Annotated in this window: 8 protein-coding genes, 1 tRNA gene and 1 other RNA gene; 1 reads left to right on the plus strand and 9 read right to left on the minus strand. The window is 67.4% G+C overall.

The genetic code is table 11. From position 1 onward, the window contains the following. Window positions 1-201: 201 nt before the first annotated feature. From E3O25_RS14620 to ffs, 7 genes are all read right to left on the minus strand, one after another. Window positions 202-1,479, minus strand: coding sequence for an aspartate kinase (locus E3O25_RS14620; RefSeq protein ID WP_092106066.1), 1,278 nt, complete (start codon window positions 1,477-1,479; stop codon window positions 202-204). A 230-nt stretch (window positions 1,480-1,709) separates the two neighbouring features. Then, complete coding sequence (gene recR, locus E3O25_RS14625) at window positions 1,710-2,309, minus strand: recombination mediator RecR (RefSeq protein ID WP_092106068.1); 600 nt, start codon at window positions 2,307-2,309, stop codon at window positions 1,710-1,712. A gap of 3 nt (window positions 2,310-2,312) precedes the next feature. Next, window positions 2,313-4,970 carry a DNA polymerase III subunit gamma and tau gene (locus E3O25_RS14630; protein ID WP_134361512.1) on the minus strand — a complete coding sequence of 886 codons (2,658 nt, stop codon included), beginning with the start codon at window positions 4,968-4,970 and terminating at the stop codon, window positions 2,313-2,315. A gap of 248 nt (window positions 4,971-5,218) precedes the next feature. Continuing rightward, on the minus strand, window positions 5,219-6,469 hold the full coding sequence (locus tag E3O25_RS14635) for an acetate/propionate family kinase (protein ID WP_092106070.1): 1,251 nt from the start codon (window positions 6,467-6,469) through the stop codon (window positions 5,219-5,221). Further along, the gene (gene pta / locus E3O25_RS14640) at window positions 6,466-8,676 is read right to left on the minus strand and encodes a phosphate acetyltransferase (RefSeq protein ID WP_134361682.1); all 2,211 of its coding nucleotides are present in this window, start codon (window positions 8,674-8,676) and stop codon (window positions 6,466-6,468) included. Before pta ends, E3O25_RS14635 begins: the two co-directional genes overlap by 4 nt. 71 nt (window positions 8,677-8,747) lie before the next feature. Further along, window positions 8,748-11,198 carry a phosphoketolase gene (locus tag E3O25_RS14645; RefSeq protein WP_241988634.1) on the minus strand — a complete coding sequence of 817 codons (2,451 nt, stop codon included), beginning with the start codon at window positions 11,196-11,198 and terminating at the stop codon, window positions 8,748-8,750. A 293-nt stretch (window positions 11,199-11,491) separates the two neighbouring features. After that, window positions 11,492-11,588, minus strand: an RNA gene (ffs, locus tag E3O25_RS14650) — signal recognition particle sRNA small type. A gap of 122 nt (window positions 11,589-11,710) precedes the next feature. On the opposite strand from ffs, the gene E3O25_RS14655 reads away from it, so the two are divergent. Next, window positions 11,711-11,798, plus strand: a tRNA-Ser gene (locus E3O25_RS14655). A gap of 665 nt (window positions 11,799-12,463) precedes the next feature. On the opposite strand, the gene E3O25_RS14660 is transcribed toward E3O25_RS14655, so the two are convergent. Then, window positions 12,464-12,811 carry a hypothetical protein gene (locus E3O25_RS14660; RefSeq protein WP_092106074.1) on the minus strand — a complete coding sequence of 116 codons (348 nt, stop codon included), beginning with the start codon at window positions 12,809-12,811 and terminating at the stop codon, window positions 12,464-12,466. Continuing rightward, complete coding sequence (locus E3O25_RS14665; RefSeq protein WP_092106076.1) at window positions 12,811-13,857, minus strand: DUF6177 family protein; 1,047 nt, start codon at window positions 13,855-13,857, stop codon at window positions 12,811-12,813. Before E3O25_RS14665 ends, E3O25_RS14660 begins: the two co-directional genes overlap by 1 nt. Window positions 13,858-13,904 lie beyond the last annotated feature (47 nt).

Here is a 13,904-nt window from a genome sequence, read left to right on the forward strand (position 1 = left end):
TTCCCGGTGGCTAATTCAGGAAAAGTCGGCAGGTGGGCGAGCGTTTCGGCCCCAGAGCGGATGTTCGGGTTTGGTTTCCTGAATTAGCCCCCGGGAGGAGCGGGTGACGTCGTGCGGGGGTGGGGGCATCCGCTTGGCGAGGTGTGAGTTTGCGGCCGTTGCGGGCCGCGAACGAGTCGAAACTCACACCTCGGCGACGGGTTAGCGGCCGGAGCCGCCGTGCACGACTGCTTCGATCTCGCCGTCGAGCCCGAACGCGGTGTGCACCACGCGCAGGGCCTCATTGATGGTGTCGGCGCGGGTGACGACCGAGATGCGGATCTCGCTCGTGGAGATCATCTCGATGTTGATGCCGGCCTCGTACAGCGCCTCGAACAGTTTGGCTGAGACGCCGGTGTTGGTGCGCATGCCACCGCCGACCAGGGCGAGCTTGGCGATTTGGTCGTCGTACTGCAGGCTTTTGAAGCCGATGAGTTCCTTCTCGTTGGTCAGGGCGGTGAGCACCTGCTGGCCCTCGGACTTGGGCAGCGTGAAGGAGATGTCGGTGAGCCCGGTCGAAGCGGCCGAGACGTTCTGCACGATCATGTCGACGTTGGCGTTGGTGCGCGCGACGATCTTGAAGATGAGCGCGGCCTTGCCGGGAATGTCGGGAACACCAACGACGGTGACCTTGGCCTCACTCAGGTCGGCGGCGATTCCGGCGATGATTGGTTCTTCCACAATTTCTCCATTTTCTCGCGCGGTCGCGGCGTTGTACACGATGGTGCCGGTGTTGTTGTTGAACGAGGAGCGCACGTGCAGCGTGACCCCGTGGCGGCGGGCATATTCCACAGCGCGAATATACAGAACTTTGGCCCCGGCAGCGGCCAGTTCGAGCATTTCTTCGCTCGTGACGCGCTCGAGTTTGCGGGCGCGGGGCACGACGCGCGGATCCGCGGTGAAGACGCCATCGACATCCGTGTAGATTTCGCAGATGTCGGCGCCGAGCGCGGCGGCGAGGGCTACGGCCGTGGTGTCGGAGCCACCGCGGCCGAGGGTGGTGATGTCCTTCGTGTCGCGGTTGAAGCCCTGGAACCCGGCGACGATGGCGACGGCGCCCTCGTCGAGGGCCGAGCGGATGCGCCCCGGCGTGACGTCGACGATGCGCGCGGAGCCGTGGCGGGCATCCGTGATCATGCCGGCCTGGCTGCCGGTGAAGGAGCGGGCGTCGTAGCCGAGGCTCTTGATGGCCATCGCGAGCAACGCCATGGAGATGCGTTCGCCCGCGGTGAGCAGCATATCGAGTTCGCGCGGGGCGGGCAGCGGGGTGACCTGGTGGGCGAGGTCGAGCAGTTCGTCGGTGCTGTCGCCCATTGCCGAAACGGCGACGACGACCTCGTTGCCGGCCTTGCGGGTATCGACGATGCGCTTGGCGACCCGCTTGATGCTTTCGGCATCGGCGACGGATGACCCGCCGAACTTCTGCACAATCAAGCTCATGTGACTCCTGAGATGGGGGTGCGCGGGCCTGTCGTTCGGGCTCGCGTCCAAGTTCCCATCCTAAATGCTGGTGCTCGGGGGTGGGTGCCATGTGACGCTGCGCGGCGGTGGCCACCTGCGGGCCCGGGCCCAGCAGGCCGGACCTGCGCGGCCGGGCCCACCTTCGGGAACCAGGCCCATGATCTATCGTGGGCCCAGTTTCCGGGCCCGGGCCCGGAAAGGGGTGAAGGCTAGTGGATGACCTCGCGGCGACCCTCGAAGGCGCGGCCGAGGGTGACCTCGTCGGCGTACTCGAGGTCGCCACCGACGGGGAGCCCGGAAGCGAGGCGGGTGACCTTGATTTCGAGGGTCGTCAGCAGGCGGGAGAGGTAGGTGGCCGTGGCCTCCCCCTCCAGGTTCGGGTCGGTCGCGATGATGACCTCCTGCACGGTGTTGTCGGCGAGGCGCTGCATCAGCTGGCGGATACGCAGGTCGTCGGGGCCGACACCGTCGATTGGGCTGATGGCTCCGCCGAGCACGTGATAGAGCCCCTTGAACTCGCGGGTGCGCTCGATCGCAACGACGTCCTTGGCCTCTTCGACCACGCAGATCGACGTGGGATCGCGGCGCGGGTCCCGGCAGATCAGACAGGTCGGCTGCTCGGAGACATTGCCGCAGATATCGCAGAACCGCACCTTGTCACGCACCTCGAGCAGCACGTTGGCGAGCCGGGTCACGTCGAATTTCTCGGTCTGCAGAATGTGAAACGCGATGCGCTGGGCCGACTTCGGGCCAATTCCGGGAAGCTGGCCGAGCTCGTCGATCAGTTCCTGAACGATGCCTTCATACATGGGTTAGTGGTCGTTTCTGGTTCGGGGCGCCGCGGAGTACGGCTGCTCTTCGATGAAGGTGGCGCCGAGAATTTCGCGCACGACGGCCTCGCCGTAGCGCTGTTTCTCGGCGAAGGACGGCGCCCGCGACGGGCTCTTCGTGCGCTGGCCGGAAGCGTTCGGATGCTGGCGCTGCGCGGAGTCGCGCTGGCCCTGGCCCGAGTTCTGCTGGCCCGAGTCGCGCTGGCCCGAGTTGTGCTGGCCCGAGTTGTGCTGGCCCGAGTTCTGCTGGCCCGAGTTCTGCCCCGGTACACCCTGCTGCTGCCGCCGCTGATCGGGGCTCGCCGGCAGAGCGGATACCTCGGCGTGCGCCTCGTAATCGGGTACGCGTTCATCGGCGGGTGCGTCAATCTCGGGGGGAACCTCGTCGTCGAACGGCGGCGGCACGTCGTGGAACGGGGGTTCGTCGTCCCGAGACGGCGATGCAAACGACGCCGCGGGCCAGGGCTCGTCGGATGACGGGCCGCCGGGGGGCTCTGCGGCACGAACGGACGGTGCTCGAACGGGCGGCGGGGAATCCGGGGCAGCCTGGACGTTCACTGGAGGTGCCGCGGACGTGTCGGGAGCATGCGCTGTGTCGTCGTCGGTGACGGGGAGCGCCGGGCCGTCGGGCGAGCCGGGGATGGCGACGGTGGCCCACCCGCTGGTGGACGCGGAGACGGGCGACGCGCCCTGTGTGGCCGGCACTCCAACCTCGCGCGCAGCGGAACGGGCCGGCGCAGTGCGGGGGCTTGCGCCGGCCTCGCCGGCGGGCGCTGCGGTTACCGTCGACGCGGTCGGCGCGGTCGCCTCGCGACTGGGCTCGACCGATCCGACAGCATCCGCTGTGGTCGCTGAGGCTCGAGGTGATTCGGGTGCGGGGGCCGCTGGCGCAGGCTCCGCGGCGACGGCCGGCGAGGAGCCGGACGACACGCTGGCTGAGGAGGTCTCCCGGCCAGCTTCGACCCGGGCGATGAACTTGACCCGCAGGCCCAGCACAGCCACGATCGCGGTGCGCAGAAAGTCACTGGTTCCCATGCCGGGAACCTTCTGCTGCTTGAAACTGTCGACATCGGCCTGGCTCGGGAATGAGAGCGCGAGCACGTCGCCGTTGAGACCGAGCACGTGCGCTGTGTAGACGACGAGCCAGGCGGTGGTCTTCTCGTTCTTGACGGCCTCGAGAATCTCGGGCCAGGCGTCCTTGAGCTGCTGCAGGGTGACGGGAGCTCCGGGGACGACGGCCGGGCGGACGGGCGGGCTCGCCGGGGATGGTTGGGTTGGTGAAGCAGCCGGCGTTCCCGGAACGGCGGTCTCGGCTACCGGTTGTCGTGCCTGTCGAGACTCGACCAGCGGATTTGGGGCGGTCTCGGCTACCGGTTGTCGGGCCTCTCGAGACTCGACCAGCGGATTGGACGCGGAGCCCGCTGGCGGGCCAGCGCCACCGATTGGGGCCGCACCGGGCGCAGCCGCCACACCGTCGACTCCGATTCGTCGTTCGAGTCGCTCGACCCGGGCGAGGGCGCCGCGGGTCGTGTCGTCGGTCGCCGGAATGAGGGCGCGCGCGATCATGAGTTCGAGGTGCAGGCGCGGAGAGGTGGCCCCGCTCATCTCGGTGAGCGCGGCGTTCAAAATATCGGCGGTACGCGAAAGTTCGGCCGGCCCGAAAGCTGCGGCCTGCACGTTCATACGCTCGAGCTCGTCTTGCGGCACCCCGCGCAGCACGGCCGCGGCGCCCGCCACACTGGTAGCCGCGACAATAATGAGGTCGCGCAGGCGCTCGAGCAGGTCTTCGACGAACCGGCGCGGATCTTGCCCGGTCTGAATGACCCGGTCGACCGCGTCGAACGCGGCGGCGGAATCGCGGGCGCCGATGGCGTCGACGGCCTCATCGAGCAGGGAGGCGCTCGTGTAGCCGAGCAGCGCGACGGCGCGCTCGTACTCGATGGACTGCCCGTCAGACCCGGCCATGAGCTGGTCGAGCAGCGACAGGGTGTCGCGCGGCGAGCCTCCGCCGGCACGCACCACGAGCGGCAGAACGCCGGGCGCGACGACCATCTTCTCGGTCTCGCACATCTGCTGCACGTATTCCAGCATCGGCCCCGGCGGCACGAGCCGGAACGGATAGTGATGGGTACGCGAGCGGATGGTGCCGATCACCTTTTCGGGTTCGGTGGTCGCGAAGATGAACTTCACGTGTTCCGGGGGCTCTTCGACGATCTTCAGCAGCGCGTTGAAGCCCTGCGGCGTGACCATATGGGCCTCATCGAGGATGAAGATCTTGTAGCGGTCGCGAGCGGGCGCGAAGATGGCGCGCTCGCGAATGTCGCGGGCGTCGTCGACACCATTGTGGCTGGCCGCGTCGATCTCGACGACGTCGAGCGAGCCGCCGCCGTCACGGGCCAGCTCGACACAGCTGGGGCAAACGCCACAGGGTGTGTCGGTCGGTCCCTCTGCACAGTTGAGGCAGCGGGCCAGGATGCGCGCCGACGTGGTCTTGCCACAGCCGCGCGGGCCGCTGAAGAGATAGGCGTGATTCACCCGGTTGGTGCGCAGCGCCGTCATCAACGGATCGGTCACTTGGGACTGGCCGATCATCTCGGCAAAGGTCTCTGGCCGGTAGCGGCGATACAGGGCGGTAACCACGTTCTCCATGGTACTTGCCCGCACCGACACTCGCCCCCGCGAAGCCTGACCAGGCAGAGCCAGGTACGCAACCACGCAGGATCGCTCGCCACGAGGCCGATTCAGAATGCGGTGAACCACATCTCCGCAATTACGTACGGGTCAGGGGTCAGCGATGCGTGCCTGACCACACCAGGAATCGCCCGGCCGAACGCGACGATCCTCGGCAGTTATGCACTGCACGGCTGGAAGGACTCGCGGGATGCCGCTTAACCCACCGTCGCCAGGGTCTGGCGGGCGATCTCCAGCTCCTCGTTGGTCGGAATCACCAGCACGGTCACCGCGGAGTCGTCGGCGCTGATGATGCGGGCGCCGCGGTCGGCCGCGGCGTTGCGCTCGGGGTCGATGCGAATGCCGAGCGCCTCCAAACCCGCGAGGGCGCGCTCACGCACGAGCGGCGCGTTCTCGCCGACACCGGCGGTGAAGGAGATCACGTCGACCCGGCCGAGCTGCGCGTAGTAAGCCCCCACGTAGCCCTTGACCCGGTGCACGTACACGTCGATCGCGAGCTGCGAGGGCCCGTCACCGGCGGCCGCCGCGATGATCACATCGCGCATGTCGCCGCGTCCGGTCAGGCCGAGCAGCCCGCTGCCCCGGTTGAGCAGCTTGTCGATTTCGGGAAAGTCGAGTCCGGCTCGGCGGTGCAGGTGAAACAGCACGCCCGGGTCGATGTCGCCGGACCGGGTGCCCATGACGAGCCCCTCGAGCGGCGTCATGCCCATGCTGGTCTCGACCGAACGCCCACCCTCGACCGCGCAGGCCGACCCGCCGTTGCCGAGGTGCAGCACGATCTGGTTCAGGTCTTCGACCGGGCGCTGCAGAAAGTTGGCCGCCTCGCGCGCGACGAAGCCGTGGCTGGTGCCGTGAAATCCGTAGCGTCGGATGCGAAACTTCTCCGCCAGGTCGGCGTTGATCGCGTAGGTGAACGCTTCGGGCGGCAGCGTTTGGTGAAAGGCGGTGTCGAAAATGGCCACGTGCGGCACGTCGGCGAACGCCTCAACGGCCGCGACGATGCCCTGCAGCGCGCCCGGATTGTGCAGCGGCGCGAGCCCCGACAACTCGTCGATGTCCCGCTCGACCTGCGGCGTGACCAGGGTGGGCTGGTGAAAGCGCGCCCCGCCGTGCACAACGCGGTGCCCGACAGCAACCGGCACGTGGATGGTGAGCGACGGCCCGTGGGTGGCGAAGGCTTCGAGCATCACGGCGAATCCGGCCGCGTGGTCGGGAATGGGCAGCTCGCGCTTCCATTTTCGATCAGCGGATGCCGGCACGTGCGTCTCCGCTGCTGCCTCCGCCGCCGACACGGTCGCCGCCACCCCCGCAATGGAGTGCACGGAATCGCCGATGACCTCGCCGATGCGCTCGACCAGCCCGCTGGCCAGGGTGGTCTCCGTGTCCATCTCGATGAGCTGGTATTTGAACGAGCTCGAGCCGGAGTTGACGACCAGAACCGCGGTCATCGGGTGGCTCCGGCCGGGGTCGCGACGAGAACCGGGGTCGCGGCATCCGCTAACCCGGCCGCCTGGATGGCGGTGATCGCGACGGTGTTCACGATGTCCTGCACCAGGGCGCCGCGCGAGAGGTCGTTGATGGCCTTGCGCAGCCCCTGAAGCACGGGTCCGATCGCGACGGCGCCGGCGCTGCGCTGCACCGCCTTGTAGGTGTTGTTGCCGGTGTTCAGGTCGGGGAAGATGAACACGGTGGCGCGGCCGGCCACGCTGGAACCGGGCATTTTGGTGGCGGCGACGGCGGCATCCGCTGCTGCGTCGTACTGGATCGGGCCCTCGACCAGCAGGTCGGGACGCCGCTCACGCACCAGGGCGGTGGCGGCGCGCACCTTCTCGACGTCGGCGCCCTCACCCGACGAACCGGTGGAGTAGGAGAGCATGGCGATGCGCGGCTCGATGCCGAACTGCACCGCCGTCGCCGCAGCCGAGATGGCGATGTCGGCGAGCTGCTCGGCGGTCGGAACCGGGATGACGGCGCAGTCGCCGTACACGAGCACCCGATCGGCGAGGGCCATGAGGAACACGCTTGACACCACACCGACGCCGTCCTGCGTCTTGATGATCTCGAAGCTGGGCCGGATGGTGTGCGCGGTGGTGTGCGTGGCGCCGGAGACCATGCCGTCGGCAAGCCCCTGCTGCACCATCATGGTGCCGAAGTAGCTCACGTCGGTGACGGTCTCATTGGCCTGGTCAAGGGTGATGCCCTTGTGCGCACGCAGCTCCATGTATTCCTGCGCGAACCTGAGACGCAGCAAGTCGTCGTAGGGGCTCACGACGTGGGCCCGGGAGATGTCGAGGCCGAGGCCGATGGCGCGCGAACGCACCTCGAACTCCTCACCGAGAATGGTCAGCTCGACCACATCACGGGCCAGCAGGGTGGCGGCGGCGCGCAGCACGCGGTCGTCCTCACCCTCGGGCAGCACGATGTGCTTGCGGTGCTGGCGCGCTCGCTCGAGCAGCGCATACTCGAACATGAGCGGGGTGACGACCTCGGTCGGGCTGACTTCAAGCCGATCGAGCAAAGCGGATGCGTCGACGTGCGTCTCGAACAGAGCCAGCGCGGTGTCGTGCTTGCGCTGCGAATCCGCGGCGAGTCGCCCGCGGGTGCGAGTGATGCGCATGGTCGTGTCGTAGGAGCCGAGCGAGGTTCTGATGATCGGCAGCGACGGTGCGAGGCCCTCCATCAGCCGCTGGATCGCGTCGGGCAGCTCGAAACCCCCGTTGAGCACGATGCCGGCGATCGACGGGAACGTCGCGGAGGCATTGGCGAGCAGCACGGCCAGCAGCACGTCTTCCCGGTCGCCCGGAACCACGACGACGGCGCCCTCGATCAGGCGCGGCAGCACGTTGACCATCGACATGGCGGCCACGACGACGCCGAGCGCCTCGCGGGCCAGAAGCGCCGGGTCGCCCTTGATCAGGGTGCCCTCGGTCGCCTCCATAATGCTCTGCATGCTCGGGGCCACGAGGTAGGGGTCTTCCGGAATGGCCCAGATCGGCACGCCGAACGCTCCGCCCGAGCGCGCCGGCTGCGCGTTGGTCGTGGCCCGCACCGAGTCGATGATCTCGGTCAGGGCCACTTCGTCGGCCCGGTTGACGATGATCGCCAAAATGGATGCGTGTTCGTCGCGTAATTCCGCGAGCGCCACGTCGGTCTGGTGCCCGATGTCCACGGCCGAGCGGGCGTCGCTCTGGCCGAGGCGTTCGCCCTCGCCGGGGCCGACGCGGCCGCCGAGCACGAGCAGCACGGGCGCGCCCAGGTTCGCGGCGATGCGGGCGTTGAAGGCGAGCTCGGTGGGACTGCCAACGTCGGTGTAGTCGCTGCCGATGACGACGACCGTGTCGCAGTTGGCCTCGACCGCCTTGTAGCGCGCCACGATGCGGGCCAGCGCGGCGTCGGGGTCGGTGTTGACGTCGTCGTAGCTGACACCGATGCTCTGCTCGTAGGTCTGCCCGGCTGCGGCGCCCGGACCGGCGTTGGCCTGCAGGTGACGCAACAGAAGGTCGACGACATAGTCCGGTTCGGTCGAGGTGCGGGCGACGGGGCGGAACACGCCGACCCGCTCCACCAGGTGGGTGAGCGTGTCGACCACGCCGAGCGCGATCGAGGATTTGCCGGTATTACCTTCGGCACTGGTGATGTAGATGCTTCGAGCCACGATGTCCATTTCAAACGTATTCGGGTTGGGAGAGAGCCGGGCGGGCCCGGGATGTCAAAAAGTGTCAGGCGCTAGACATTGTCGCTGCCGGTCTCGGCGGCGGTCGGGGCGGCATCCGTTTGGGACGACCAGGACCATTCGGTGACCGCGGGGAGGTCTTCCCCATGGTCGCGGGTGTATTGGCGTGCGGCCAGGCGGGCATCCTGCATCTGCTGCCGGAGCAGCCCGGCCCGTGCGGCAAGACCGGGGGTGCGGTCGATGACGTCCATGACGAGGTGGTACCGGTCGAGGTCGTTGAGCATGACCATGTCGAACGGGGTCGTCGTGGTGCCGATCTCCTTGTAGCCGCGGGCGTGCAGGTTTTCGTGGCCGTGGCGCTTGTAAGTGAGCCGGTGGATCAGCCACGGATAGCCGTGATAAGCGAAAATGATGGGCTTGTCGGGCGTGAAGACGGCGTCGAAGGCGCTGTCGCTCAGGCCGTGCGGGTGGTCGTCCTCGGATTGCAGGCGCATGAGGTCGACCACGTTCACGACCCGCACCTTGAGATCGGGCAGGTTCTGGCGCAGAATCTCGGCGGCGGCGAGCACCTCGAGGGTCGGCACGTCGCCGGCAGCGGCGAGCACGACGTCGGGCGCGAGGCCGGGCACCTCGGTGCCGGCCCAGTCGAAGATGCCGAGCCCGCGGGTGCAGTGCGCGACGGCCTGTTCCATGGTGAGCAGGTTGGGCGCCGGCTGCTTGCCGGCCACGACGACGTTGACATAGTTGACGCTGCGCAGGCAGTGGTCGTAGGTGCTCAGCAGCGTGTTCGCGTCGAAGGGCAGGTAGACCCGCACGACGTCGGCGCTCTTGTTGACGACGTGGTCGATGAAACCGGGATCCTGATGGCTGAACCCGTTGTGATCCTGCCGCCAGACGTGCGAGCTGAGCAGGTAGTTCAGGCTCGCGATCGGTGCCCGCCAGGGAATGTCGGCGGTCACCTTGAGCCACTTGGCGTGCTGGTTGAACATCGAGTCGACAATGTGGATGAACGCTTCGTAGCAGTTGAACAGCCCGTGCCGCCCGGTGAGCAGGTAGCCCTCGAGCCAGCCCTGGCACTGATGCTCACTCAGCATCTCCATGACGCGGCCGGCCCGGGCGAGGTTGGTGTCGCCGGGTCGCAGCTCGGCGTTCCACTGCTTGGCGGTGACCTCGTAGACCGGCGGGGCGAGCCGGTTGGAGGCGGTTTCGTCGGGTCCGAAGATGCGAAAATTATCCGGGTTCAAGCGGATGACCTCGGCCAGGTAGCCGCCCAGCACCCGCGTGGCCTCATCCACCGTTGCGCCCGGCTTCGGCACGTCGACGGCGAAATCGCGAAAGTCGGGCAGGTGCAGGTCGCGGCGCAGCAGGCCGCCGTTGGCGATCGGGTTGGCACTCATTCGCAGGGCACCCGCCGGGGCGAGATCCCGGATCTTTTGCACGGGGGCACCGTGTGAGTCGAACAGGTCTCGAGGACGGTAGGACAGCATCCACTGTTCGAGAATTTTCGTGTGGGACGGGGTGTCGCGGGCGTTGGCGAGCGGAACCTGGTGCGCCCGCCAGGTGTTCTCGACCTGCACGCCATCGATCACGGCGGGGCAGGTCCAACCCTTGGGGGTGCGGAGGATGATCATGGGCCAGCGCGGGCGGGCGAAGTCTTCGTGGTTTTTGTCGGCCTCGGCGGCTGCGGCCTTGATCTCGGCGATCTGGTTGAGCACGGCGTCGAGGGTCTCGGCCATGCGCGCGTGCACGAGCATGGGGTCTTCGCCGTCGAAGCCGCCGGAGACTATATAAGGGGTGTGACCGTAGCCGCGCATGAGATCCTGCAGCTCGTCTTCGGGGATGCGCGCGAGCACGGTGGGGTTGGCGATCTTGTACCCGTTGAGGTGCAGGATGGGCAGCACGACGCCGTCCTGCAGCGGGTCGATGAACTTGTTGGAGTGCCAACTGGTGGCGAGCGGGCCGGTTTCGGCCTCACCGTCGCCGACGACCGCGGCCACGAGCAGGTTCGGGTTGTCGAATGCGGCCCCGTAGGCGTGGCTCAGGGCGTAGCCGAGCTCGCCGCCCTCGTGGATGGATCCGGGCAGCTCGGGCGAGGCGTGGCTGGGGATTCCGCCGGGAAAGGAGAACTGGCGAAACAGTTTCTGCACGCCGTGCGCGTTCTGCTCGATGTCGGCGTAGACCTCGGTGTAGGTGCCGTCGAGGTAGGCGTTGGCGACCATGCCGGGGCCGCCGTGGCCCGGTCCGGTGATGTAGATGGTGCTCTGGCTGCGTTCCTGAATGGCGCGGTTGAGGTGCGCGTAGAGAAAGTTGAGGCCGGGCGTGGTGCCCCAGTGGCCGAGCAGGCGCGGCTTGACGTGGTCGCGGGTGAGCGGCTCGGTGAGCAGGGCGTTGCTGAGCAGGTAGATCTGACCGACGGCGAGGTAATTCGCGGCACGCCACCAGGCGTCGATGCTGTCGAGGGCCGCTGCGCTGAGCGGTTTCGGCGCGCGCGAAGGCCAGGTCATGGTGCCGGAATCGTCGATCATCGGTCCTCCGCGTTGTCGCGCGGCGACACAGCCGCGCTGCTTCCATACTATTGAGCCTCGGCGTCTACCCCAGTGCCAAAGGTCCCGACTCCCGCGTGTTCGGCTAAATGGGGGTCACGATTTCACGCAATCTTTATGTTCGGGGACAGAAAAGACGCCTCGCGCACCTCGGCGCAGTCCCGGTTACCCTTGCGGCTTTCGGCACGAAAAAAGACTCCTCGCGCACCTCGGCACAACGGCGCAGCCCCGGTTACCCTTGCGGGGCGGGGCATAGAAAAGACTCCTCGCGCACCCGCCAGAGCCCGGTTACCCTTGCTACGTTTCCGTCCTGGGGGAATTGGCCAAGGTGGCGCCACGCGAGGAGCCGAAGTTTAGTTTAGGGCACGAGGCCGAGCGGCACCAACCGGGCGTGGTCTGCGCGAGGTGGCGGCAGCATCCGCTGGAAACAGGTAAGATTCTCTGGTGCCGTTGCTTTACTGCGATGGCGGCCAGGAGAATTCGCCTAGTGGCCTATGGCGCACGCTTGGAAAGCGTGTTGGGTGAAAGCCCTCGGGGGTTCGAATCCCCCATTCTCCGCCACAGCATCAACGCAGCGTGTTGGGTGAAAGCACAACGCCCACTCGCGGGGTCCTAATCCCCCATTCTCCGCCACAACATCAACGCAGCGTGTTGGGTGAAAGCACAAACCCCACTCGCGGGGTCCTAATCCCCCATTCTCCGCCACAACATCAACGCAGCGTGTTGGGTGAAAGCACAAACCCCACTCGCGGGGTCCTAATCCCCCATTCTCCGCCACAACATCAACGCAGCGTGTTGGGTGAAAGCACAAACCCCACTCGCGGGGTCCTAATCCCCCATTCTCCGCCACAACATCAACGCAGCGTGTTGGGTGAAAGCACAAACCCCACTCGCGGGGTCCTAATCCCCCATTCTCCGCCACAACATCAACGCAGCGTGTTGGGTGAAAGCACAAACCCCACTCGCGGGGTCCTAATCCCCCATTCTCCGCCACAACATCAACGCAGCGTGTTGGGTGAAAGCACAAACCCCACTCGCGGGGTCCTAATCCCCCATTCTCCGCCACAACATCAACGCAGCGTGTTGGGTGAAAGCACAAACCCCACTCGCGGGGTCCTAATCCCCCATTCTCCGCCACAACATCAACGCAGCGTGTTGGGTGAAAGCACAAACCCCACTCGCGGGGTCCTAATCCCCCATTCTCCGCCAACGGAGGAAAAACAGCGTCAGGGGTCGGAACGCTGGAACAGGGTGCCGCCGACCGTAGCGGCGAGGGCCTGCGCGATCGTCGTGCCGACGGCGCCGGCGGGACCGCGCGGCGCATACAGCTCGGTCCAGAACACCTGGTCGGCGGCCAGGCTCGCGCCGAGCAGGCGTTCCACGTCGTCGGCAACGTCGAATCCCTTGGTACGCAGCACCGTGAGGAGCGCGGTGCCGTCGACCGCGCAAACCTGTGTGCCGCCGCCGTTCCACACCGTGCGCAGCCCCAGATTCGGGTCGATCTCGACCGCTGCCACGAGGTGATCGGCCAGGTCGACAGGTCGCCGCGAGATGATAACGAGTTCGCGAGGCATCAGAGTCCCTCCGTCACAGCGGGCAGGCCGAGCGCCTTCGCCAGGTCGATCACACTGAACTCGCGGGCAAGGTTCACGAACTGCGGCCAGCCGTCGCCCTCGGTGAACGGTACGACAAGCGCCGGAATGCGCGGCCGACCGGCGCGGAAGGCCCCGAAGCGAGTCTCGAGATCCGTCAGATCCAGATGGAGATCCTGCACGGCGCGCGGACCCAGCACAACCGCCACCGGAACCGGCGGAGCGGCGAGTACCGGGTCGATCGACAGATCGGCGCGACCGCGCAGCAGCACAGCGGATGCGACCAGCACCGTCTGCGCATCGGCCAGCCTCCCCAAAACGGCCGGGGCGTCCACAATCCGCTGCCGGGCGATACCCTCATCGCTGCCGAGGGCGACGAGCATCTTGGTCTCCTCGGTGACGCCCCTGGCGCTGCGGCTGACCCGCACCGTGGCCGTCATCGCCCGTTCGCCCCGCCCGGCCACGTAGATTTTGGAAACGCGCGGCATGCGGCCGCGCACGAACCGCGTCACATTGGCGCGATTCCAGTGCAGGCCTGCCGGTTCGTTCACGCCCCACCCCACCGGCGCCGCGTCGGCAAGCTGAGCGGTGAGCAGCTCAAGGGTGCCGCCCAGCGTGGTCTCGTCCCGGGCCTGGTGGGTGACGGATGCGGTGACCTGCAGCCAGGCCTCGACGGGCTCGAGCGGCAATACCGGGTCGGCTGCGGCACCCGTTGTGCCAGTCTCCCGGAACGCGTCGTCGAAGGAAGCCAGGGTGCGGCCGGTCAGGGCGTTGCGCAGTGCCCCGTCGGAGCTGCGCACTACCCACGCAGCCCCGGTCGCCGAAAGCAGCTGGAGCAGGCCGAATGTGACCCGCGACCCGCGCCCGGTGACCAGCAACACGCGCCGGCCGACCCCGGCGGCGTCGACCACGAGACTCGCGAAACCCTCGGTCGCTGCGATGAGCGACGCCGTGGTGATGGTCGCGACGAAGCCGTCGCCGACAAAATCGACCAGCGGATGCTCGACGCTCACCTTGCCCGTCACCACGTCCCCCGATCCGCCCGTCAGCTCAGGATATCGGGTCGGGCGAGGGC

The organism is Cryobacterium sp. TMT1-3 (genome assembly GCF_004402315.1).
Taxonomy (GTDB): domain Bacteria; phylum Actinomycetota; class Actinomycetes; order Actinomycetales; family Microbacteriaceae; genus Cryobacterium; species Cryobacterium luteum.

Coding starts and splice junctions, on each gene's coding strand:
- E3O25_RS14620 (WP_092106066.1), bottom strand. CDS start 1,479: ATGAGCTTGATTGTGCAGAAGTTCGGCGGGTCATCCGTCGCCGATGCC.
- recR (WP_092106068.1), bottom strand. CDS start 2,309: ATGTATGAAGGCATCGTTCAGGAACTGATCGACGAGCTCGGCCAGCTT.
- E3O25_RS14635 (WP_092106070.1), bottom strand. CDS start 6,469: ATGACCGCGGTTCTGGTCGTCAACTCCGGCTCGAGCTCGTTCAAATAC.
- E3O25_RS14645 (WP_241988634.1), bottom strand. CDS start 11,198: ATGACCTGGCCTTCGCGCGCGCCGAAACCGCTCAGCGCAGCGGCCCTC.
- E3O25_RS14660 (WP_092106074.1), bottom strand. CDS start 12,811: ATGCCTCGCGAACTCGTTATCATCTCGCGGCGACCTGTCGACCTGGCC.